We start from the raw sequence: 23,617 nt of genomic DNA on the forward strand, positions 1-23,617 counted from the left end.
CATGACCGACACCCCAAGCGCAAACCCCTCGCCTCTGCCCGTCGGCCGGTTCGAAGGTCGAAACGCCTTCACCGAGCTTGTGCGTCGGGCGCTGGACACAGCGGCTCAAGAGGGCTGGCCAAGCCTGGTTCTCAGCGATCCTGATTTTCTGGACTGGCCGCTGGGGGAGCGTGCTGTGATCGATGCGCTGGGCCGCTGGGCAGGCAACGGGCGGGAGATCCGCCTGCTGGCGCGCGACTTCGGTCCCTTGAGGCTGGCCCATCCGCGGATGGTGCAGTGGCGCACCACCTGGGGCCACCGGGTGCAGGCCCATGCCTGCCCGGGCGCATCCGGCAGCGAGCTCCCGAGCGCGATCTGGTCACCTGGCTGGACGCTGGAGCGGCTGGACCCGGTGCGCTCCACTGGCGTCAGCAGTCATGACGCTCCCAGGCGCACAAACTTGCTGGAGCGGCTGGAGGCCTGCTGGCACAAGGGCGCACCGTCCTTTGCAGCGACCACCTTGGGATTGTGATCTTTTGTATTAAAAGTTGCGAGAATGCGACGCAAAAACGTGTCCAAAAGAAAAAGATGATCAGGGTAAATACGGATGCACATTTCTCGATATGATTTCGGTTCAGTCAGTGGGCCATGTTCAAAAACGGCCACCCGACTGGGTCAACCAAGCTCGGATCCTGGATCCGGGTTTTTTTTTGGTTGGCGCCTGAGAAAAAAGCCTGTTTGTTCATCCTCATCCATTGGAACTGTCATCATGAAAAAATCCATTCTGCTCGCCAGCTTGCTTGCCGCCATCGCCCTGACCGCTTGCGGTAAAAAAGAAGAAATGCCCGTAGCGCCTGCCGCTCCGGCCGCGATGGATGCCGCCAAAGAAGGTGCCGCTGCCACCATGGACGCTGCCAAAGAAGGCGCTGCTGCCACCATGGACGCCGCCAAAGAAGGCGCTGCCGCCACCATGGACGCCGCCAAGGACAGCGCCGCCGCCACCATGGATGCCGCCAAGGACAGCGCCGCGGCCACCATGGACGCCGCCAAGGAAGCCGCCGACAAGGCCGCTGAAGCCGCCAAGATGGCTGCCGACCAGGCTGCTGAAGCTGCCAAAGCCGCTGCAGATGCCGCCAAAGGCGCCGTGAAGCCTGCGCAGTAAATCGCTGGCTGGCGTGCCTCGCGCGCCACAAGCAAAAAAGCCGCCCTCGGGCGGCTTTTTTGTTGCGGTGTCGGTCGTGAATGTCGACCGCTTACTTCAGGTCGTCCACCAACAACTGGGCGATGCGCGCCGCATTGCCTGAGGTGTCGGGCTGGCCTTGGCCATCCAAGACGCTGACCTTGCTGCGGTTGTCTTCGCTGCGCACCACCACCCGGTAACGCGCCGGAGAGGCGTCGGACTTGGAGCCGCTGAAGATGCGGCCGAAGAACCCTGGCTTTTCTGCATCGGCGCCGCTGGGTGCCACGAAACGCACGAAGTAGATGCCCTGGCTGCGGTCTCGGTCTTCCACGGTGAAGCCGCTGCGGTCCAGCGACAGGCCGACACGCCTCCAGGCGCGGTCAAAACCCTCGTCGATCTGGATCACCGGTTGGTTGTCAACCGTCGCCAGACGGGCCGCGGCCTGTACCGGCGCGCTCGCCGCGGCGGCCTGGGCCTGGGATTCGCTGACCCCCAGCTTGACCATGAGGCGGGTCAGGAACTCGGCTTCGAGCTCAGGATCGGCCGCGCGTGGCTGCCAGATCGTCTGGTCTTTCTGGGCACTGGCGTAGACCTCAACCATGCCGCGGTGGCTGACAAAAATTTCGGTGCGACCCTCGCCACTGCGCTCCAGTCGGGTACGGAACTTGTCGCGTTCGCCGGTCGAATAGAGGCTTTCGAATACGCGGCCGATGGTGCGGCGAAAGATGTCCTGCGGAATCTTGGCCCGGTTTTCGGCCCAGTCGGTCTCCATGATGCCGAGCTTTTCCTGGTCCAACTCCAGCACAAAACCGTTCTCTTGCCAGAAGTCGCGAATCGGTCCCCACAGCTTGTCGGCCGGGCGGTCCACCACCAGCCAGCGCTGGCCACCAGCGCGCTCGATGCGCACGTCGGCCACGGCGTTGACCGCGGTTGCTTGCCCGGCGGTGGCGGTCGGCGTGCCGCTCTGATAACCACTGGCTGTGACCACTGTGCCAGGCACCTGGTAGCGCGCATCGCGGCTGAGCTGCGTGAGGTCGGGCGGTACATCCAGCGAGCTGCCTTTCTTGGCGCTCTGGTAGTCGATCTTGTCTTCCTGCAGCACGCTGCAACCCGCAGCCAGGAAGGCGGCCAGGGCAATCGCGCCTAAGCGCGAGGCGGAAGACAAGGGGCGCAGGAAATGTGTGTGCATGAGCAGTTCGAAGAAGAGATAAGAGGTAGCGCTGGCCGAGCGCTTGTTCAGTCGATCAACCCACTGTCTTTGAGGGCGGCTTCCACCAAGGGTTCCAGCGCTTCACTCAATGGCGTGAGCGGCAGGCGTGCGGTCTGACCGCACAGGCCCATGCGCGACATCGCCCACTTGACCGGGATCGGATTGGCTTCGATGAACAGGTGTTTGTGCACCGGCATCAGACGGAACTGGATGTCCATGGCGCGTTTGGCGTCGCCGGCGATGGCGGCCACACACAGCTCGTGCATCAGGCGCGGCGCCACGTTGGCCGTCACGCTCACGTTGCCGTGCCCGCCGCACAGCATCAGTGCCACTGCGGTGGGGTCGTCCCCGGAGTAGATGGCAAAGCCCTCTGGCGCCTCACGGATCAGCCACTGAGCGCGCTCGATGTTGCCGGTGGCCTCCTTGGTGCCGACGATGCCAGGCAGCTGCGCCAGGCGCAGCGCGGTCTCGATCGACATGTCGGCCACCGTGCGACCGGGCACGTTGTACATCACGATGGGCAGGTCGCCGGTGGCCTCGGCAATGGCCTTGAAGTGCTGGTACTGGCCTTCCTGGGTCGGCTTGTTGTAGTAGGGCACGACCTGCAGCTGGCAGTCGGCTCCCACCTTTTGCGCGTACTTCGCCAGGTTGATGGCTTCAGCGGTGGAGTTGGAGCCGCAGCCGGCCATGATGGGCACGCGCTTGGCTGCCTGCTCAACCGCCACGCGGATGATTTCGCAGTGTTCGTCGGTGGTGACGGTGGGTGACTCGCCCGAGGTGCCCACGACGCCGATGCAGTCCGTGCCTTCGGCGATGTGCCAGTCGATCAGTTTGCGCAGCGCAGGGTAGTCCACGCGGCCATCGGCCTGCATGGGGGTGATCAGGGCGACGATGCTGCCAGTGATGGTTTTCATGACAAGGGTCTCACGGGGCGGACGGTGTCCGCGAGGGTATCTGGAGGCAGGAGCCTGAGGCGGCGCGCCAACCTGCCATTCTACTCAGCGGCCTTCAGGGCAAACCGCTCGGGCGCGGTGGATGGCGAGGACCGTTTTCGCGTTGCCACGATGCGCTGCACAAAGCGATCGGGCGCGGTGCAGAAGCCATCCTCAAACGCCACTGTGCGCAGTCCTTCGGTGAGGGTCAGCAGTTCGCCTTCGCGCAGCAGGAAGTCGGGTCTCGACGGCTTGCCCACCGTTTCGTTGCCGAGGGCAAAGGTCTCGTAAATCAGAACGCCGCCCGGTGCGACGCTCTCCACCACGCGCGGCAGCAGTGCCCGCCAGAGGTAGTTGGTGACCACCACCGCGTCGAAGGTCTCACCGGTCAGCGGCCAGGGGCCGTTTTCGATGTCGGCCAGGGTGGCTCTGCCGAGATCGGCCACGGCGGCAATGGCCTCGGGGGAACGGTCGATGCCGGTGACGGTGTGGCCACGCGACGCGAACCAGCGCATGTGCCGGCCATGGCCACAGGCCACGTCCAGCACCGACCCGCCCGCTGGCACCAGATGGCTCCAACGTTGCACCCATTCGGATGGCGGCTCAAGACCGTGCTTGTGCATGCTCAGAAACAGCTCCAGAGCTGGTCGGCAAGACTCACGAGGAAATCGGGCCGTTGATAGAGCGTGAGCGTGCCCAGCAGAGCCATGGCCACAGCCGACCACAGCAAGGCCTTGAGCGCCAGCGGCTTCACGCCATTGCTCCCGCGCGCTGTGGTCCGCGCTCGATCGGGGTCTCGCGCACCGGCAGGTTGATCAGGGCGGCGAACACGCCCAGAGCGATCGCGATGTACCAGACAATGTCGTAGCTTCCAGTGCGGTCGTAGAGCACACCTCCGAGCCACACGCCCATGAAGCTGCCAATCTGGTGGCTGAAGAAGACGAAGCCGCCTAGCATGGAAAAGTGGGCCACACCAAAGATCTGTGCCACCGTGGCATTGGTGGGCGGGATGGTGGAAAGCCACAGCAGGCCCATCACCGAAGAAAACACGTAAACGCTCATTGGCGTGAGCGGCACCGCGAGGAAAATGGCGATCACAACGGCGCGCGCCAGGTAGATGAAAGCCAGGATATGGCGCTTGGGCACGCGCTGGCCGAGTGCGCCAGCGGCGTAGGTGCCGATCACATTGAACAGGCCGATCAGCGCCAGCGCATAGCTCGCCACCTCGGGAGACAGGCCGTTGTCCTTCAGGTAGCTCGGCATGTGCACGCCGATGAACACCACCTGGAACCCACACACGAAGTAGCCTGCCATCAGCAGCTGGAAGCTGCGGTAGCGCATGGCTTCGCTCAGCGCCTGCCAGATGGTCTGCTCGCGCGGCGGCGCCATGCCGCCCACAAACCCAGATTCGCGCAGGCCAAGCGCCAGCGGCAGGATCAGCAGCACCGAGCCAGCCAGGATCAGCAACGCCGCCTGCCAGCCGAAGCCGCTGATCAGCCACCCTTCCACCGGCACCATGAGGAACTGGCCGAACGAGCCTGCGGCCGCTGCCACGCCCATGGCCCAAGATCGTTTTTCGGGCGGAATCTGGCGCCCGATCACGCCGTAAATCACCGCGTAGGTGGTGCCCGCCTGCGCTGCGCCAATGAGCACGCCAGTGGTCAGCGCAAAGCCCAGCGTCGTGGTGGTCAGCGCCATGCCCATCAGGCCCAGCGCATAAAGCACGGCGCCGATCATGAGCACCCGCATGGCGCCAAAGCGGTCGGCCGCCATGCCGGCAAAGATGCCGAACACGCCCCAGGACAGGTTTTGCACCGCGATCGCGAGAGAGAAGCTCTCGCGCGTCCAGCCCTGGGCCTGGGTGATGGGCTGCAACCACAGGCCAAAGCCATGGCGGATGCCCATGGACAGGGTGACGATGGCGGCGCCGCAGATCAGCACCTGGGCAGCGGTGAGGCGCGGGGCGCCCTGGGAAAAGGTGGACATCGGGCGACTGTAGCGAAATCGCCGCCAACGTGCGCGCACCCAGGCGTCAGGCGCTGCGTGAAACGGCTGCATCGACCGCCTGCAAATGGCTCATGACCGGCGGACTGGGGGGTGAAATCTGTATGTAATCACAGTTGTTTCCCGGGTTGACCCGTACAATCCTCCCCTATGGCGACTCAAAGCAACTCCGACTATTCCGAAGGTTCAATCCGCGTCCTCAAAGGGCTGGAGCCGGTCAAACAGCGCCCGGGTATGTACACCCGGACCGACAACCCGCTGCACATCATCCAGGAGGTGCTGGACAACGCGGCTGATGAGGCGCTCGCCGGCCATGGCAAGAAGATCAAGGTCACGCTGCACGCCGACGGCTCGGTCAGCGTGGAGGACGACGGCCGCGGCATCCCGTTTGGCCTGCACCCGGAAGAGCAGGCCCCGGTGGTCGAGCTGGTGTTCACTCGGCTGCATGCCGGCGGCAAGTTCGACAAAGGCAAGGGCGGCGCCTACAGCTTTTCCGGCGGTCTGCACGGCGTCGGCGTGAGCGTGACCAACGCGCTCTCGACCCGGCTTGAAGTGACCAGTTTTCGCGAGGGCCAGGTCGCCCGACTCGCTTTTTCGGCCGGCGACGTGGTCGAGCCGCTGGTGTTGAGACCCAGAGGCGAAGGCGACCGAAAGCAGGGCACGACGGTGCGCGCCTGGCCCGATGCCAAGTATTTTGAATCGGCCACCCTGCCCATGGCAGAGCTCATCCATCTGCTGCGCAGCAAGGCGGTGCTGATGCCTGGCGTGAGCGTAACGCTGGTGAACGAAAAATCCCAGGACACGCAGGCCTGGCAATACAAGGGCGGATTGCGCGACTACCTGCAGCAGACGCTCAACGGCGAACCGGTGATTCCGCTGTTCGAGGGCGAAGGCTTTGCCGACAGCGGACACGACAGCTTCGCCGAAGGCGAGGGCGCCTCCTGGTGCGTGGCATTCACCGAAGACGGTCAGCCGGTGCGTGAGAGCTACGTGAACCTCATCCCGACCAGTGCCGGTGGCACGCACGAAAGCGGTCTGCGGGACGGCCTGTTCCAGGCCGTCAAGAGCTTCATCGAGTTGCACGCTCTGCTGCCTAAGGGCGTGAAGCTGCTGCCTGAAGATGTGTTTGCCCGCGCCTCCTACGTGCTGAGCGCCAAGGTGCTGGATCCGCAATTTCAGGGCCAGATCAAGGAGCGGCTGAACTCGCGCGACGCGGTGCGCCTGGTGGGCAGTTACGTGCGCCCGGCACTGGAACTCTGGCTCAACCAGCACGTGGACTACGGGAAGAAGCTGGCCGAACTCGCCATCAAGGCGGCGCAGACGCGGCAGAAGGCCGGGCAGAAGGTGGAGAAGCGCAAGGGCTCCGGCGTGGCTGTGTTGCCGGGCAAGCTGACCGACTGCGAAAGCCGCGACCTGGCGCACAACGAGGTGTTTCTGGTCGAGGGCGACTCGGCCGGTGGCAGCGCCAAGATGGGCCGCGACAAGGAGAGCCAGGCCATCCTGCCGTTGCGCGGCAAGGTGCTCAATACCTGGGAGGTGGAGCGCGACCGCCTGTTTGCCAACAACGAAATCCACGACATCGCCGTGGCCATCGGCGTCGATCCGCACGGACCGCTGGACACGCCTGACCTGAGCGGCCTGCGCTACGGCAAGGTCTGCATCCTGTCGGACGCGGACGTGGACGGCTCGCACATCCAGGTGCTGTTGCTCACGCTGTTCTTCCGCCACTTTCCCAAGCTGATCGAGGCCGGTCATGTCTACGTGGCGCGCCCACCGCTGTACCGGGTGGACGTGCCGGCCCGTGGCAAGAAGCCCGCCGTCAAGCAGTACGCGCTGGACGACGGCGAGCTGCACGCCATCCTCGACAAGGCGGAGAAAGACGGCCTGGCGCGCGAGAAGTGCCAGATCAGCCGCTTCAAAGGCCTGGGCGAGATGAACGCTGAGCAGCTGTGGGACACCACGCTCAACCCCGACACTCGCCGCCTCATGCCCGTCACCCTGGGCTCGCTTGACTTTGCCGGCACCGAAGCGCTCATCACCAAGCTCATGGGCAAAGGCGAGGCCGCGTCGCGCCGCGAACTGATGGAATTGCACGGCGACTCTATTGAAGTGGATGTTTGACCCCCCGCGCCGCGAGCTGGACTCCCCCCGCGCCGCCTTTGGCGTCACCCCCCTTCCAGGGGGCAACATCTGCGGCCCGGCGAAGCCGGCTCCGCGATGTTCTGTGATGAACGTCTCGCGCTCGCTGCGATCCTCTGAATGGTTGAATCTGTATGAACGACACCCCTGAACTTGATTTGCGGCCGGCCGATGTGCCGGGTGAGGACAACCTTGCCAACTACGCGCAGCGCGCCTACCTGGAGTACGCGCTCTCTGTGGTCAAGGGCCGTGCGCTGCCCGACGTGTGCGACGGGCAGAAGCCGGTGCAGCGGCGCATCCTTTTTGCCATGGAGCGCATGGGCCTGGGCTTTGGCGGGCCGAACCGCAACACGGCGGCCAAGCCGGTCAAGAGTGCGCGCGTGGTGGGCGACGTGCTGGGCAAGTACCACCCGCACGGCGACTCGGCCGCCTACGACGCGCTGGTGCGCATGGCGCAGGACTTTTCGCAGCGCTACCCGCTGATCGACGGCCAAGGCAACTTCGGTTCGCGCGATGGCGACGGCGCCGCCGCCATGCGTTACACCGAGGCGCGGCTGGCGCGCATCACCGGGCTGCTGCTCGACGAGATCGACGAAGGCACGGTCGATTTTATTCCCACCTACGACGGCTCGTTTGAAGAACCCAAGCAATTGCCGGCGCGCCTGCCGTTCAATTTGCTCAACGGCGCTTCTGGCATTGCGGTCGGTCTGGCGACCGAGATCCCGAGCCACAACCTGCGCGAGGTGGCCGATGCCTGCGTGTCGCTGATCAAAAATCCCAAGCTCAGCGACGAAGACCTGCTGACCATCCTGCCCGGGCCCGACTACCCCGGCGGCGGCCAGATCATCAGCCCACCGAGCGACATCGCCGACGCCTACCGCACCGGCCGCGGTAGCCTCAAGGTGCGCGCGCGCTGGAAGATCGAAGACCTGGCGCGTGGCCAGTGGAATCTGGTGGTCACTGAGCTGCCGCCGGGTGTGAGCACGCAAAAGGTCCTGGAAGAGATCGAAGAGATCACCAACCCGAAAGTGAAGACCGGCAAGAAGGCGCTGAGCCAGGACCAGACGCAGCTCAAGGCCAGCATGCTCATGGTGCTGGACGGCGTGCGCGACGAATCGAGCAAGGACGCGCCGGTGCGCCTGGTGTTCGAACCCAAGAGCAGCCGCATCGAGCAACAGGAACTCGTCACCGCGTTGCTGGCCCACACCAGCCTGGAAAGCTCGTCGCCGATCAACCTGACCATGATCGGCATCGACGGACGGCCCACACAGAAATCGCTGCGGCTCATGTTGACCGAGTGGATCGAGTTTCGCCAGGCCACCATCGTCCGCCGCTCGCAGCACCGGCTGAACAAGGTGCTGGACCGCATTCACATCCTCGAAGGTCGGCAACTGGTGTTGCTCAACATCGACGAAGTGATTGCCATCATTCGCCAGAGCGACGAGCCCAAAGCTGCGCTGATCGCGCGCTTCAAACTGAGCGACCGGCAGGCCGAAGACATTCTGGAAATCCGGCTGCGCCAGCTCGCTCGGCTGGAGGCGATCAAGATCGAGCAGGAGCTCAGCAACCTGCGCGAAGAGCAGGGCAAGCTCGAAGACATCCTGGGTAACCCAGGCAGTTTGAAGCGCCTGATGGTGAAAGAGATCGAGGCCGACGCCAAGACCTTCGCCGATGCCCGCCGCACACTGATTCAGGCCGAGAAAAAGGCCGTGGCCGAGATCAAGGTGGTGGACGAGCCGGTGACCGTGGTCATTTCGCGCAAAGGCTGGGTGCGGGCTCGACAGAACCACGGCTTTGAGGCCACCAGCTTCGCTTTCAAAGAGGGCGATGGCCTGTACGGCACCTTCGAGTGCCGCACCGTGGACACGCTGATCGTCTTCGGCAGCAACGGCCGCGTCTACTCGGTGCCAGTGGCCAGCCTGCCCGGCGCGCGCGGCGACGGCCAGCCCATCACCACGCTGATCGAGCTGGAAAGCGGTACCCAGCCGGTGCACTACTTCGCCGGCCCGGCCAACGCCCAGTTGCTGCTGGCCAGCACCGGTGGTTACGGCTTTCTGGCCTCGGTCGACAACCTGGTGTCGCGCCAGCGGGCGGGCAAGACCTTCATCACCGTGGGCGAGGGCGAAACCGTGTGCGCGCCGTCCCATGCGGCCAACAGCTCGGGCAGCCAGCCGCTGGCCAGGGCCACCCATGTGGCCTGCGCCTCCACCGGGGGCCGCATCCTGACCTTCGAGATTGGCGAGCTCAAGGTCATGGAGAAGGGCGGCCGCGGCCTGATGCTGCTCGACCTGGAGCCCAAAGACACCCTGGCCGGCGCGGCCGCCTACACGCGCAGCGTGAAGATCGAAGGCATTGGCCGGGGTGGAAAAGAGCGCGAGGAAACGCTGGAAATTCGCAGCCTGAACAACGCCCGCGCCGCCCGAGCGCGCAAAGGCAAGGCAGCCGATCTGGGTTTCAAGCCCAACCGCATCACGCGGGTGGAGTGACGGCGTGAGCGTGAGTGTGGCACGCCCGCTCACGCTCGACGAGCTGCGTCGCTACGCCATCGCGCGCAGCCTGTTCAAACCCACCACGCTGCCGGTCGCCATCAGGCGGCTGGGATTTGTGCAGGCCGATCCCATGCGCGCACCGGCGCGCGCGCAAGACCTGATCCTGAGCCACCGAGTCAAAGGCTACCGGGCGGGCGACCTGGAGCGTCGCTATCCCAAGCTGGATGTGGATGAAGACTGCTTCGTCAACTACGGATTTCTGCCGCGCGAGACGCTGGCGCTGCTGCACCCGCGCGTGCCGCGCCAGGCCTGGGATGCCAGCACCCGGGCACGCGCCGCCGAATTGCTGGCCTTTGTGCGCGAGCGAGGTGCGGTGCACCCCGCCACAGTGCAACAGGCTTTTGCTCATCACGGCCGCGCCACCAGCGCCTGGGGCAGCAGCCTGCAAGCCACCACGCACCTGCTGGACGACATGCACTACCGGGGCTTGCTGCGCGTGCAGCGGCGCGAGGCTGGCACGCGGGTGTTCGAGGCGGTGGAGCATCCGGCGCAGGACGACCGCGCGGCGGCGAAGCGCGAGCGGGCGCAAGGCCTGCTGGATCGTGTGGTGGCGCTCTATGCGCCATTGCCTGCGGCAAGCCTGGCGTACTTGGCGCGCCTGCTGGCCTATGGCGCGCCCCACCTGAAAACCCAGGTGCGCGAAGCGCTCAAGCTCGCTACCAGCCGCTATGGCCACGCCCAGGTGCAAGGCCAAAGCTGGTTCTGGCCCGCCGATGAAAATCCGCGTTCGCGCCGCCACTCGCCTGACGATCAGCTGCGCTTCCTGGCCCCGTTCGACCCTGTGGTCTGGGACCGTCACCGGTTTGAATTGCTCTGGGGTTGGGCCTACAAGTTCGAAGCCTATGTGCCCGCTGCGAAGCGCACCATGGGTCACTATGCCTTGCCGGTTCTGTGGGGCGAGAAAATGCTGGGTTGGGGGAATCTGCGCGCAGACGGTGGCCGCTTGCGTCATGAGCTGGGCTTTGTGGGCAGCCAGCCCAGGGGGCCCGCTTTCAAAGCGGCGCTGGAGCAAAGCGTGGGTGAGTGTGAGGTTTTTCTGGGGCTTGGCGGCACAGTCTGAAAGGACTTCCGTTCACGAGCGGCTTCGCGCACGCGCGAGCTACCGACAGGCTTTGGCTTGTTGCAGGCCGCCCAGCTTAGCCATCCATTCCATCGTCAGGCAAGCCCCCATCGACAACTGCGAATTGCTCACTTGCCCCTTCTTTTGCCGTAGGTCGCGCCAGATCAAGCCAGACCTGCCCTCGACGTGGCGAGGCAGGTTGCCCACACGATGGGGCGAAGCTGCGCCGCGAGCCCAGCGTTGATGGTTTCAAAGCCGCCGAACTCCAACGGCACTGCGTTGGGCATTTCGTCGGGGTGGCGGTGGTACATCACAGACATCATCGTGGCCATCTGTACCCATCTGCCAATTCGGTCGGGGTGCACGTCGTCAGAAAAAAGATTGCCCATCGTGATGCCGGTGATCTGTCCAGCCTGAATGGCGTCATGGACGGCCATGTAGACCTGCAACCATGGGACAAGGCGCATCGGGCTTGTGCCGCCCGCCCGGTTTGCGTTCACGTAGTCAATGATGCCGTCCCACAGCGGAGCCTCAAGATCGCAAGATGCCCGCCATGAAGCGCCAAAAATGCGCGGGGGATCGTTGCGCCAGAAGTTGCTGTAAAAAGTCTGGGCGCCGGTCGATGCGGCAAGGTTGTGCCACAGCACGGCCCAAGGTCCGATGTCAGGATTCTCTGCAATGCCGCCCACCGATTGCCTGCCGTCGTAGTCGCCACCGAACGCCTCAGTGCCCAGGAACAGGTCGAACGATGCGCCGGGCGCTTCCATGACATCACGAACGATGTCTGGTGCAGGCCACGGGTTTTCCCAGCGGAAACGTGCGCCTGCGAATGGGCCGGTCGTCGACACGATGTTAGGCGCGGCACCAGCTGCCCTGATCACGCCGGCCCATGGGTATTTGATGACGGCGTCAGGGATGGAGTGGCCGGTCACGGCAAGGCGCGCGCCCAGTGAAACCGGGACGCGAGGACCGTTGGGGGGCGGCGAAGCTGCGGGAGGCGACGGCGTCGCAGGCGTCCCGGGCGGCGTGGGTGCTGGAGCTGGGCTGGAACTTTGTGAAGGTGCAGCGCTTGAGCCCCCGCCACAGGCAACCACCCCGACAAAAGTGGACAGCAGTGCGAGTGATTGCAGCAAGGTTCTGCGTGATGGGCTGGGTTGCGGCGGGTCAGATCGGGATATCAATGTTCTCTCCTGTGCTTCTTGTCCTGAGGGAGGGCTGCTTGACAATGGAATGCGCCTAGGCCCTGCCTAGTTTCGCCGAGATTCGACGGTAACTGCTGTCGGCCATTCGTCAAAGCCCTTCGGTCAGCCCAGCTCGGCAATCAGCTCAATCTCCACACAAGCGCCAAACGGCAACTGCGCCACGCCAAAGGCGCTGCGAGCGTGTGCGCCGACTTGCGGACCGAACACCTGGCCGAGCAGTTCACTGCAGCCGTTGGTGACCAGGTGTTGCTCGGTGTAGGTGGCGGTGCTGTTGACCAGGCTCAGCACCTTGACGATGCGCTTCACATCGTCCAGCGTTTTGCCCCCGGCCAGGCAGGCGGCGGCCAGTGTGCCCATGAGGTCGATCGCGACGGCGCGCGCGGCCACCTTGGCTTCGTCGGTGGTCATGGTGAGACCCACCTGACCGACCCACGGCTTGCCGTCTTGCCTGGCGATGTGACCGCTGAGGAAGATGAGATTGCCGGTCTGAACAAAGGGCACGTAGGCTGCTGCTGGGACGGACACCGGGGGCAGCTCGATCTTGAGTTCGGCCAGTTTGTCGTAGATGCTCATCGGTAGGTCTCCTGAATGCGGTGGGGGATGGTCGGGTTCACTGGATTTTAGAGCTGTGTCTGGACTGGCCCGTGCGGATGGTCTGGGGCCTGTTCACACGACTTTTTTTGCGACGCGTTGTCAGCCAGGCGTGCTGGATTGCGACTGCGACTGCGTCGCTTCTGAGGCAGGAGCCCGCGGAGCGAGCTGGGCCCATTCTTCGGGTGGGGCCACGGTGACCGCCACATCCAGCTCATGACCGGCCCCACCCTGGATCACGCCGCGCATGGGCGAGACGTCAGAAAAGTCCCGACCCACGGCCAGCGTCACGTAATCTTCCCCCGGGCTGCCCCAGCCGCATCGGTTGTTGGTGGGGTCGAAATCAAACCATGCGCCTGGGCCGCTGGTGGGCGCACCGTCGGGCGCGATGAATCCGACGGGCAGCGGCACGTACAGCGCTACCCAGGCGTGAGAGGCGTCGGCGCCGATCAGTCTCGGCTTGCCGGGTGGTGGCTGCGTCAGCAGGTAGCCGCTGACGTAGCGCGCGGGCAGGCCCAGGCTGCGCAGGCAGCCGAGCATGATGTGCGCAAAGTCCTGGCACACGCCTTTGCCCTGTTCCAGCGCTTGCAGCGCCGGTGTGTTGACCTCGGTGCTGGCTGTCTCGTAAGTGAGGTCGGTGTGGATGCGCTCCGTCAGCGCGCGCACTGCCTCCAGCACCGGCAAGCCCGTGGCGAACACCGGCCGGGCAAAGGCGGCAAAGGCATCGTCGCGCGGCACGTAGGGTGAAGCGAACAGGAACTCGCTCGCCGGATCGTAGGGCGCCTGAACACGATAGCGGAAATGTTCTCGCAGCCATTCCCAGCTCTGCACGGTCCAGGCCGGGTTGTCGGGCAGTGGCCAGGGCTTGGAGGTCTCCACCTCACTCTGTGCATCCACCCGGAGGGTTTCGTGGGGAGCCTGCAGAGAGAAAAAGGTGCGCAGGTTGCCGAACACGTCGATGGTCTCGCTGCGGGTCGCCGGCTCGGGTGTGATCTTGATCTCGTGGTGCAGCACTTGCTGACCCGCGCCCGCGCGCGGCGTGAGGTGCACCATGTGCTGGGCCAGTGCCACCGTGCCCAGGTAGTCGTAGAGCGTCTCGTGGTGGATGCGCAGCCTCATGACAGCGACCCGCACAAGGGCTGGAGATGGGCATGGATCCGCCGTGGCATGGTCAGGCTCCCAGCGACTGGTTGCGCCGGTCTGCGTGGTTGAAGTGCAGGTGCGTGATCTCTTCCGACAGCGCGCTGGCGGCCACTGCGCAGCTTTCCAGCAGGTTGGTCAACTCGGTCCAGCTGCGTTGCCCTTCGGGTGTGCGTTGCCAGCTGCTCAGGTCGGCCAGCACCCAGGTATCGGGGTCGGGTAGGGCGAGGGCCAGGGCGGCGTCATGGGGCGCGGCGCTGATCGCGAGCTTGCCCAGGCGTGCGCGCAGGGTCTGCACCACCCAGGCGATCGAACGAGGGTTGTCGCGATCCATCACCAGGAGGTCGACCAGGGCCACCATGTCGCGGCGCTGCTGGTACTGGGCATGGAAGGTGATGGTGCTGTCGAACAGGGCCACCACCGCCTCGAAGCCGGCTGCATCGTGCACGCAGCCGTGTTCCATCGCCAGCACCAGAGCCCGCGAGAGGGTGATCATGCGTTCGATGTGGCGCCCCATGGACAGCAGGCGCCAGCCGTCGTCGCGCACCATGCGATCGGTCTGCGATCCGGTGATCGCCGCCAGCAGTTCGCTGGCGCTCTGCAATGCCGCGCGTGCCTCGGCGCTCACATAGTCGGTGCCGAGAGAAAGGGCGGCGCAGTCGCGCGTGAACGTGGCTTCGGTGCGCTCGACCAGCTTCCACTGCTCTTGTGACAGGCGTTCGCGCACTTGGGACGCCGCCCCCTTGAGCGCACGCAGGTTGTGGCCTACGCTGAACGACTGAGCGGCCAGCTTGGGATCGGTCGGCGCGAGGTTGGCCACCAGCGAGCGGGTGAACACGCGAATCGATTGTTCGGCCGACGGCACGTCCTCCAGGACCAGCGAATTCTCCTGTGCCATGGCGCTGAGCCATGCCAGCACGCTGGGCGAGTTGGCCTCTTCGCCACCCAGCTCATCGAGCGCGATCTGGGCGATGCGAATCGAGTTCTCAGCGCGTTCGGTGTAGCGCCCGAGCCAGAACAGGTTTTCAGCCGCGCGGCTGGTCACTGTGCGGCTCTGGCTGGCCAGCGCTAGCGTGCTGGGCGCCGAGTGCAGCAGGCTGGTGTGGTCCACCGCGCCCTCGGTCTGCACCCAGCAGTCGGCGCTGCTGCCGCCGCGCTGCATGGCGGCGATGAGCTGACCGCGTGGCGCCAGTCGCACCAGGCCGCCCGGCAGCACGCGCCAGGAGTTGGGGCCATCGGCCAGCGCAAAGACGCGCAGCATGCCCGAGCGCGGCATCAGCCGGTCGTTGGCCCAGGTCGGGGTCTGTGACAGCGGCAGCCAGGCCTGCACCGTGTGGTCTTCCGGGTGGCGCGCCATTCGGCCCGACCACTCGTCCAGCTCCCTTGGACTCAGGCTTTGGCCCATGGCGGTGTCCAGCTCTGAGCGTGGGTAAGTGGGTTTGATCACGCTGGTCTTGAGCAGCGGCAACACCTCGCGCAGCGCAGCGTCTTCGCCGCACCACCAGGTGGCCAGCGAGGGCAGCTGCAATTCTTCACCCAGCAGGTGCCGGCTGATGGCTGGCAGGAAGCCGAGCAGGGCGCTGGACTCCAGCGGCGCCGAGCCCGGTGCGTTCGCCAGCACCAGGTTGCCCGCGCGCAGCACCTGCAGCAAGCCTGGCACGCCCAGTGTCGAGTCGGCTCGCAGCTCCAGCGGGTCCAGCCATTCATCGTCCAGCCGCTTGATGAGGGCATGCACCGGCTCCAGGCCCTTGAGGGTCTTGAGGAAGAGGCGCTGGTCGCGCACCGTGAGGTCGTTGCCCTCCACCAGCGTCAGGCCGAGGTAGCGCGCCAGGTACGCGTGTTCGAAATAGGTTTCGTTGTAGGGCCCGGGCGTGAGCAGGGCGATGCGGGCGTTCTCTCCCTCAGGCGTGAGCTGTTTGATGCCCTCGACGAGCGCGCGGTAGCTGGCGGCCAGCCGCTGCACTTTCATGCCGGCGAAGGCCTTGGGAAACTGGCGAGCGATCGCGATGCGGTTTTCCAGCAGGTACCCCAGGCCAGATGGCGCCTGGGTGCGCTGACCCACCACCCACCAGCGGCCGTCGGGACCGTGTGCGAGGTCGAAACCCACAATGTGCAGCCAGGTGCCCCCGGGCGGCGTCACGCCCTGCATGGCGCGCAGGTATCCGGGATGGCCTTGCACCAGCGCGGCGGGCAGCATGGCTTTTTGCAGCAGCTCGCGCTGGCCGTACATGTCGGCCATGATGGCGTTGAGCAGGCGGGTGCGCTGCAGCACACCGGCTTCGATATGGGCCCAGTCGGCGGCGCCGACGATCATCGGGAACAGGTCCAGCGCCCAGGGACGGCGCAGGCCGCGGTCGGCGTCCGCGTAGACGTTGTAGGTCACGCCGTTGTCGCGAATCTGGCGCTGCAGGTTGGCGTGTCGGCGATTCAGGTCGGCAAAGCCGTCGGCGCCGATGTGTTCAAAAAAGCTGGCCCAGGTGGTGGCGAGTGCAGCCGGTGCGCCCTGGCCGTTGATGGCCACCCCGCGCAGCTCGTCGTGGTGGCCGCGGTCGGCGGGCATGGAAAGCGAAAGCGCCCAGTCGGCAGGCGTGCCGGGGCCGAGGTCGCCAAACAGGGAGTCGTTGGGTTCGGGTTTCACTGCGGCCAAGTATGCCCGGTGCGTCCGGCGCGCAGCCGCTCAGAACCGGCGCGCCGTTGCATGGTGCACAAAATCGGCCATTCGCATGTTCGCCAGGCGCAGTCGGACCATCGGATCAGTTCAGCGGCAGGGCATCGAAGGTGGCGTAGGTGTTGCGCAGCCAGGTCTTGACCCGCTGGCGCTCCAGCATGCCCAGGGCATCGGGGCCCGTGGTGGTGTGGATGGCCGACCAGAAGCTGGCGTTGCGGCGGTCGATCTTGCGCATGCTGGCTTCGTGCAGTTGGCCCAGTGTCACGACCCGACCACCCAGTGCGAGGGCTTTCTTCAGCGCCGGAGATTGCTCCAGTTGCGAAAAGTCGCTCCCCCGGCCTTCGTTCTTCACCACGAAGTAGTTGGGCCCCGGGCCAAAGGTATTGACCAGGCGATCCAGCAGGTCGACCGAGTCCTGGCCGGCATCGGCCATGTGCCAGAAATTCACCGTGATGCCCATGCTCGCCAGCAGCGCGAGCAGATCGGAATCGCGAATCCAGCGCGACAGCGGAGCAGCGGTCTGCGCTGCCAGATCGACGATCACGCTGGCACGCACGCCGCTGACCGGCATCTCCTCGAACACACTCGCGACCTTGTCCAGGCCCTCGTAGCTGTCGACCACGACCGGCGACGCGTAGTCGGCGTAAAAGCGGGCAAACGAGGTGTGGGACCTGTCGGTGTCGAAGCCTGTGAAAGGCTGGCCCTTGTCGATGAAGTACTGCGCCAGCACGCGGGCGGCAACCGATTTGCCGACACCGCCTTTTTCGCCGCCGATGAAATTGAGAGTGGCCATGGTTGGGTTGGAGTTGGGTTTGTTCAGGTGGCGTGGCGCAGGTCGAGCGTGAACGGAAACTCTCGGCTGCCGGGCACGTGGATGGTGGCCGGAGGAATCACCATCGGCCCAGGTGTGTGGCCCATGGCCTTGAAGCGAGACAGTCGGCGGCTTTCCGCTTCAAACGAGTTGACTGGCAGGTTTTCGTAGCTCAGACCGCCCGGGTGGGCCACGTGGTACTCGCAGCCGCCGATGGAGTGCTTGGACCAGGTGTCCACGATGTCAAAGGTCAGCGGTGCGTGCACGCCAATGGTGGGGTGCAGGCTGCTCGGCGGATTCCACGCCTTGTAGCGAACGCTGGCGACGTACTCGCCCACGGTGCCGGTGTTCTGCAGCGGCAGTGCGTGTCCGTTGCAGGTCACCACATAACGACTCTGGTTCATCCCGGTCATGCGCACCTCGATGCGCTCCAGCGACGAGTCCACATAGCGGGCGTTGCCACCCGCCGCGCTTTCTTCGCCCATCACGTGCCAGGGCTCCAGCGCGTTGCGCAGCGTCAGCTCCATGCCGGCTGAGTGGATCGAGCCGATCATGGGGAAACGGAACTCGTAGTGCGGCGCGAACCAGCTGGCGTCAAACGCGTAGCCAGCGCGATTCATGTCGGCGATCACATCGACAAAGTCCTGCTGGATGAAGGTCGGCAGCATGAAGCGGTCGTGCAGCTCGGTGCCCCAGCGGGTGGCCGGCGCCTGGTACGGACTCTTCCAGAATCGCGAGACCAGCGCGCGCAGCAGCAATTGTTGCGCGCTGCTCATGTGCGGATGCGGTGGCATTTCAAAAGCACGCAGCTCCAGCAGACCCAGGCGGCCTGTGGCCGAATCGGGCGAGTACAGCTTGTCGATCGAGAACTCACTGCGGTGCGTGTTGCCGGTGACATCGATCAGGATGTTGCGCAGCGTGCGGTCGACGATCCACGGCGGCATGGTCTGGCCATAGATCTCGCGGTTCTTGTAGATCTGCTCAATGGCAATTTCCAGCTCATACAGCTGGTCATTGCGCGCCTCGTCCACGCGGGGTGCCTGGCTGGTGGGGCCGACGAACATGCCGCTGAAGAGGTAGCTGAGCGACGGGTGGTTGTGCCAGTACAGCAGCAGGCTGGCCAGCAGCTCGGGTTTGCGCAGGAACGGGCTGTCCGCAGGCGTTGCCCCACCCATCACAAAGTGGTTGCCTCCGCCGGTGCCGGTGTGGCGGCCATCGGTCATGAACTTCTCAGCCGACAGGCGCGATTCAAACGCGGCGTTGTAGAGAAACTCGGTGTTCTTCACCAGTTCGCGCCAATGCGTGACCGGGTGGATGTTGACCTCGATCACGCCCGGGTCGGGGGTGACTTGCAGCAGCTTCATGCGCGGGTCGCGCGGTGGCGGATAGCCTTCGAGCACCAGCGGCATCTTGAGCTCCTCAGCCGTGGCTTCGATGGCGGCCAGCAGTTCGAGGTAGTGTTCGAGCTTCTCCAGCGGTGGCATGAAGACGTACAGCACGGCAGACGCCTTGCCCACCATTTCGGCTTTGGGGCCACTTGCCCGGCGCGGGTCGCGCACCTCCACGCACAGCGCCGTGCGGGTGATCCAGTGCGCCGATTCGTTCAGCGCTGGCGTTCGGTCGAAGTTGGCCGGTTCGGCCTGGCCATCGGCCCTGGCGGTCAGCGTCGGGATGCGCGAAGCCAGGCCGGTGGGTGTCTGCATTCTTCGTGGTGCCTCCGCCGCTCGGTCGGTGCCGGCGACGTAACGCGCGGCGATGGCGCTGTGCAGTGGCAAGGGTCCACGCGGAACCGACGGATCCAACTCCACCTGATAGGGGTAGTCGGCTTCATTGACCCAGGGCAGGGAATCCAGCGGCAGGCGCAGGCCCATGGGGGAGTCGCCCGGCATCAGGTACAGGCGTTCGTCGCGCAGAAACCAGGAGCCGGTGGTCCAGCGCGCTTGACCCGGACGTTGGGATGCCGAGGGTTTCAGCGGCAGCAGGTAGCCCACCACCGAGTCCAGTTTCTGGCTGAACACGCGGCGCAGCCGAACGCGCTCCATCTCGTCATCGAGTCGTGAGTTGAACGGGTCGACGTTCACCGGCAGTCGGCGTTCACGCCACAGGTAGTACCAGACGTCCTCGTAGGCGGGCTGCATGAACTGGTCGGTGATGCCAAGCCTGCGCGCCAGGGTTTGCGTGAAGCGCTGGGCATCTTCGCTGGTGCAGTGCGTGGGATGGCGTTCGTCCACAAACAGCGCCGGGTTGGACCAGATCGGGTCCCCATCGGCGCGCCAGTAAATGTTGAGGGCCCAGCGCGGCAACTGCTCGCCCGGGTACCACTTGCCCTGTCCGAAGTGCAGAAAGCCGCCTAGACCGTATTCGTCCCGCAGCTTGTGCACCAGCTCGGTGGCAAAGCCACGCTTGGTCGGGCCCAGGGCGTCGGTGTTCCATTCGGCGGCGTCGCGGTCACTGGCCGCCACGAAGGTGGGCTCGCCGCCCATGGTCAATCGAACATCGTTCGAAAACAGCTCGGCGTCCACGGTGTCGCCCAGCGCCATCACTGCGGCCCACTGCTCTTCTGTGTAGGGCTTGGTCACGCGAGGGGATTCGTAGATGCGGGTCACGCCCATGTGGTGCTCGAACGTGACCTCACTCTTGCTCACACCACCTTCGATGGGCGCTGCGCCCGAGGGCAGTGGCGTGCAGGCCAGCGGAATGTGACCCTCGCCCGCCAGCAGGCCCGAGGTGGCGTCCAGACCCACCCAGCCGGCGCCGGGCAGGTAGACCTCGCACCAGGCGTGCAGGTCGGTGAAGTCCACTTCGGTGCCGCTGGGGCCGTCGAGCGCTTTCACGTCCGACTTCAGCTGTATCAGGTAGCCCGAGACGAAGCGCGCGGCCAGACCGCAGTGGCGCAGCAGCTGCACCAGCAGCCAGCCCGAATCGCGGCACGAGCCGCTGGCGAGCTGCAGGGTTTCTTCCGGAGTCTGCACGCCGGGCTCCATGCGGATCAGGTACTTGATGTCCCGGCTGACCATCTGGTTCAGATCGACCAGAAAAATCACGGTACGCCGTTTTGTGCGGTCGATCTTGTCCAGGTAGGCCTTCACCAGCGGTGTGACCGGGTCGGGCTTGAGGTAGGGCGCCAGTTCTTCCTTGAGCTCCGCGGCGTAGGTGAAGGGAAATTCTTCGGCGTCGGGTTCGAGGAAAAAGTCGAACGGGTTGTAGACCGCCATCTCGAAGACCGCGTCCACCGTGACCTTGAACTCGCTGACCTTTTCCGGGAAGACCAGTCGGGCCTGGTAGTTGGCAAACGGGTCCTGCTGCCAGTTGACGAAATGCCCCGCTGGCTCCACCTTGAGCGAATAGGAAACGATCTTCGAGCGGCAGTGCGGCGCGGGGCGCAGACGCACGATCTGCGGACCCAGATCGACCAGGCGGTCGTACCGATAATGGGTGATGTGGCTCAGGGCAGCGTGAATGGCCATGCGGGGGGCTTTCAAAGGGTCAGGAAGCAACAGGGGGAGCAAAAAACCATGGTTTCTCAGGGATGCAGAAGCCGCTGGGGTCTATTCCCCATACTAGCAACTCTCACGCCAGGGTGCGGTGACTTCGCAGCCACGCGGGTGCGAAGAGCGGCCGGATCACCTGGCTTCGGGCGCGTGCCGTGAGCCTGAGCGGACCCTGGTTGCTGCTGCCCCTGGGCTGGGTGCTGGGCGTGGCCGGGCAGTTGCAGCAAACGGCGCTCTGGCCCTGGCCGGTGTATGCGCTGGGAATCCTGCTCGGCGCGCTGTTGCTGACGCTGGCCGCCTGGCGGCCAGGCTGGCGCGCAGGACCGGTCTGGCTGTTGGCCGGCATGTTGTGTGCCAGCGGTGTCACTGGCTCGCGCGCCGCTTTCCATGCTGCCCAGGCACTGCCGTCGGCGCTCGAGGGCCGCGACATCCGCGTCAATGGACGCATTGCCTCTTTGCCCCAGACCACCCCGTTGGGGCAGCGCTTTGAATTGCGGGTGGATTCGGCCATGCTCGATGGCCAGCCGGTGGTGCTGCCGCGCCGCCTGCAACTGAGCTGGTTCAGCGCGGCGCGCGGCGACGCATCTGCTTCCGCGCCGCTGCTGCGAGCGGGCGAAACCTGGCTGCTGACCGTGCGCCTGCGGCAACCCCATGGCAACCGCAATCCGCACGGCTGGGATCGCGAACGCTGGCTGTGGGAGAAGGGCATTGGCGCCACGGGTTACGTGCGCAGCGGCCCACGCGACCCGGAGCCCCAGCGTGTCGGGCAGGCGAGTGGCTTTTCTGTGCTGGCGGCGCGTCAATGGGTGGCCGAGCGCATCGAGGCGCGGGTCGACGAGCCGCGCAGCGCCGGTGTGCTCGCCGCCCTGGTGGTGGGTGATCAAAGCGCCATCGAGCGCGAAGACTGGGACCTGTTCCGCACCACCGGTGTGGCCCACCTGATGAGCATTTCCGGTTTGCACGTGACCATGTTCGCCTGGCTGGCCGTGGCTCTGGTCGGCTGGGGCTGGCGTCGGCTGGGGTTGCTTCGGCCCGGTCTGCTGCTGGCGGTGCCAGCGCCCTGGGCTGCTGGGGTCGGCGGTGTCGCACTGGCAGGAGCCTATGCGCTGTTCTCCGGCTGGGGTGTGCCTGCGCAGCGTACCGTGCTCATGTTGGGTGTGGTGGTGGCGCTGCGTCTGTCCGCGCGCCAATGGCCCTGGCCTCTGGTGTGGTTGCTGGCCATGTGTGCGGTGCTGCTGCTCGACCCCTGGGCTTTTTTGCAACCAGGCTTCTGGCTCAGTTTTGTGGCGGTGGGCATTTTGTTCGCCAGCGATGCAGGCCGGCGCGGTGCAGGCCTGCCGGCACCAGAAGATCCGTCTGCGGTGCGGCGAGCGATCCGACCCGCTCTGGGGCTGCTGCGCGAGCAGGCGGTGGTGACGGTGGCGCTGGCGCCTCTGGCGTTGCTGCTCTTTGGTCAGTTCTCGGTCGTGGGGCTGGCGGCCAACCTGATCGCCATTCCCTGGGTGACCTTGCTGATCACGCCGCTGGCCATGCTCGGCGTCCTGCTGCCACCGCTGTGGGATCTGGCTTCGCTGGCCTTGCAAGGTCTGGGACTTGTCCTGCAGTGGCTGGGGCAATGGCCGTGGGCGGCGATTCACCGGGCGATCCCGCCGCTGCCGCTGGCGCTGGCGGCGGTGCTCGGCGGGGTGCTGCTGGTGCTGCGCTGGCCGGTGGTGGTGCGGGCTGCGGGGCTTATGCTGATGGTGCCCGCGCTGTTCTGGAGCCCGCAACGGCCACCGCCCGGCGCATTCGAGGTGCTGGCGATCGACGTCGGGCAGGGCAGCGCGGTGCTGGTGCGCACCGCGGGACACAGCCTGCTGTTTGACGCTGGCCCCCGTTATTCGCCCGAGAGCGATGCGGGTCAGCGCGTGATCCTGCCACTGCTGCGCGCGCTCGGTGAGCAACCCGATGCCGTGATGATCAGCCACCGCGATAGCGATCATGCTGGCGGCGCCGATGCGGTGCGGGTCGCCTGGCCGCAGGCGCGCTGGCTGTCGTCTTACGACCCTGACCCGAATCAGCGCTGCCTGGCGGGGCAGCGCTGGCAGTGGGATGGGGTGGACTTCGAGGTGTTGCACCCCATGCCCGAGCACTATCGGTCCGATGGCAGCGGCCTGCTCAGCAGCAACGCCATGTCGTGCACGCTGCTGATCCGCGCCGGTGAACAGGCCGCCTGGCTCAGCGGCGACCTGGATGCCGAGCGCGAAACCCGGCTGGCGCTGGCGCGGCCCGACCTGCGTGCCTCGCTGATGCTGGCTCCTCACCATGGCAGCCGCAGCTCCAGCAGTCCGGTGCTGCTCAATACGCTCAAGCCACGCTGGGTGCTGGTGCAGTCGGGCTATCGCAACCGCTTTGGGCACCCGGCGCCCGAGGTGCTGGCGCGTTACCGGGAGCGCGACCTGAGCTGGGTCACTTCGCCCGACTGTGGCGCCGCCACCTGGCGCAGCCACCAGCCCGATCGGGTGCTGTGTGAACGCGAGCGGGGGCGGCGCTATTGGCACCACCTGTCGCCCAACCTCAGCGGTGGGGAGCCCCGCGAAGGACCCGCGCCAGACCCGGACTGAGCGCCGCGCCGGGCGCTGAGAGCCGCACCCTTGCGGCAATCAATGCAGTGGCCTGGCG

Annotated in this window: 17 protein-coding genes; 6 read left to right on the forward strand and 11 right to left on the reverse strand. The window is 65.7% G+C overall.

Going from position 1 to position 23,617, the window contains the following annotated elements; translation table 11 throughout:
- Position 1 precedes the first annotated feature (1 nt).
- Both QUV25_RS11290 and QUV25_RS11295 read left to right on the forward strand, forming a co-directional pair.
- Positions 2-511: a hypothetical protein gene (locus QUV25_RS11290; RefSeq protein WP_300863884.1), complete on the forward strand. Its 510-nt coding sequence runs from the start codon at positions 2-4 to the stop codon at positions 509-511.
- A gap of 237 nt (positions 512-748) precedes the next feature.
- Complete coding sequence (locus tag QUV25_RS11295; protein ID WP_300863885.1) at positions 749-1,141, forward strand: hypothetical protein; 393 nt, start codon at positions 749-751, stop codon at positions 1,139-1,141.
- 91 nt (positions 1,142-1,232) lie between these two features.
- Here QUV25_RS11295 and bamC read toward each other — a convergent pair whose 3' ends face one another.
- The 5 genes from bamC to QUV25_RS11320 form a co-directional block, all read right to left on the reverse strand.
- Positions 1,233-2,324 carry an outer membrane protein assembly factor BamC gene (gene bamC / locus QUV25_RS11300; RefSeq protein ID WP_300864230.1) on the reverse strand — a complete coding sequence of 364 codons (1,092 nt, stop codon included), beginning with the start codon at positions 2,322-2,324 and terminating at the stop codon, positions 1,233-1,235.
- A 71-nt stretch (positions 2,325-2,395) separates the two neighbouring features.
- Complete coding sequence (gene dapA / locus QUV25_RS11305; protein WP_300863887.1) at positions 2,396-3,283, reverse strand: 4-hydroxy-tetrahydrodipicolinate synthase; 888 nt, start codon at positions 3,281-3,283, stop codon at positions 2,396-2,398.
- Between the two features lie 80 nt (positions 3,284-3,363).
- Positions 3,364-3,924 (reverse strand): bifunctional 2-polyprenyl-6-hydroxyphenol methylase/3-demethylubiquinol 3-O-methyltransferase UbiG, encoded by a 561-nt coding sequence (locus QUV25_RS11310; RefSeq protein ID WP_300863888.1) that lies wholly within the window; start codon positions 3,922-3,924, stop codon positions 3,364-3,366.
- Positions 3,925-3,926: 2 nt separating this feature from the next.
- Complete coding sequence (locus tag QUV25_RS11315; protein WP_300863890.1) at positions 3,927-4,055, reverse strand: hypothetical protein; 129 nt, start codon at positions 4,053-4,055, stop codon at positions 3,927-3,929.
- Positions 4,052-5,287, reverse strand: coding sequence for an MFS transporter (locus tag QUV25_RS11320; RefSeq protein WP_300863892.1), 1,236 nt, complete (start codon positions 5,285-5,287; stop codon positions 4,052-4,054). Before QUV25_RS11320 ends, QUV25_RS11315 begins: the two co-directional genes overlap by 4 nt.
- A gap of 168 nt (positions 5,288-5,455) precedes the next feature.
- On the opposite strand from QUV25_RS11320, the gene QUV25_RS11325 reads away from it, so the two are divergent.
- The 3 genes from QUV25_RS11325 (at position 5,456) to QUV25_RS11335 (ending at position 11,053) form a co-directional block, all read left to right on the forward strand.
- Positions 5,456-7,426, forward strand: coding sequence for a DNA topoisomerase IV subunit B (locus QUV25_RS11325; RefSeq protein ID WP_300863894.1), 1,971 nt, complete (start codon positions 5,456-5,458; stop codon positions 7,424-7,426).
- Positions 7,427-7,578: 152 nt separating this feature from the next.
- On the forward strand, positions 7,579-9,930 hold the full coding sequence (parC, locus tag QUV25_RS11330; protein WP_300863896.1) for a DNA topoisomerase IV subunit A: 2,352 nt from the start codon (positions 7,579-7,581) through the stop codon (positions 9,928-9,930).
- Positions 9,931-9,946: 16 nt separating this feature from the next.
- The gene (locus QUV25_RS11335) at positions 9,947-11,053 is read left to right on the forward strand and encodes a crosslink repair DNA glycosylase YcaQ family protein (RefSeq protein ID WP_300864231.1); all 1,107 of its coding nucleotides are present in this window, start codon (positions 9,947-9,949) and stop codon (positions 11,051-11,053) included.
- A 164-nt stretch (positions 11,054-11,217) separates the two neighbouring features.
- On the opposite strand, the gene QUV25_RS11340 is transcribed toward QUV25_RS11335, so the two are convergent.
- The 6 genes from QUV25_RS11340 to QUV25_RS11365 form a co-directional block, all read right to left on the reverse strand.
- Positions 11,218-11,985, reverse strand: coding sequence for a hypothetical protein (locus tag QUV25_RS11340; RefSeq protein ID WP_300863899.1), 768 nt, complete (start codon positions 11,983-11,985; stop codon positions 11,218-11,220).
- A gap of 372 nt (positions 11,986-12,357) precedes the next feature.
- A complete protein-coding gene (locus tag QUV25_RS11345; protein WP_300863900.1) occupies positions 12,358-12,828 on the reverse strand; it encodes a RidA family protein in 471 nt (156 codons plus the stop codon).
- 120 nt (positions 12,829-12,948) lie between these two features.
- The gene (locus tag QUV25_RS11350) at positions 12,949-13,965 is read right to left on the reverse strand and encodes a transglutaminase family protein (protein WP_300863901.1); all 1,017 of its coding nucleotides are present in this window, start codon (positions 13,963-13,965) and stop codon (positions 12,949-12,951) included.
- A gap of 52 nt (positions 13,966-14,017) precedes the next feature.
- On the reverse strand, positions 14,018-16,624 hold the full coding sequence (locus QUV25_RS11355) for a circularly permuted type 2 ATP-grasp protein (protein WP_300863902.1): 2,607 nt from the start codon (positions 16,622-16,624) through the stop codon (positions 14,018-14,020).
- A gap of 115 nt (positions 16,625-16,739) precedes the next feature.
- Positions 16,740-17,447, reverse strand: a complete 708-nt coding sequence (locus QUV25_RS11360) for a mobilization protein (protein WP_300863903.1) — start codon at positions 17,445-17,447, stop codon at positions 16,740-16,742.
- Positions 17,448-17,470: 23 nt separating this feature from the next.
- A complete protein-coding gene (locus QUV25_RS11365; RefSeq protein ID WP_300863905.1) occupies positions 17,471-20,932 on the reverse strand; it encodes a DUF2126 domain-containing protein in 3,462 nt (1,153 codons plus the stop codon).
- Between the two features lie 179 nt (positions 20,933-21,111).
- Here QUV25_RS11365 and QUV25_RS11370 point away from each other — a divergent pair, with 179 nt between their 5' ends.
- Positions 21,112-23,559 carry a DNA internalization-related competence protein ComEC/Rec2 gene (locus QUV25_RS11370; RefSeq protein ID WP_300863906.1) on the forward strand — a complete coding sequence of 816 codons (2,448 nt, stop codon included), beginning with the start codon at positions 21,112-21,114 and terminating at the stop codon, positions 23,557-23,559.
- Positions 23,560-23,617 lie beyond the last annotated feature (58 nt).

The organism is Hydrogenophaga sp., assembly GCF_030373245.1.
Taxonomy (GTDB): Bacteria; Pseudomonadota; Gammaproteobacteria; order Burkholderiales; family Burkholderiaceae_C; genus Hydrogenophaga.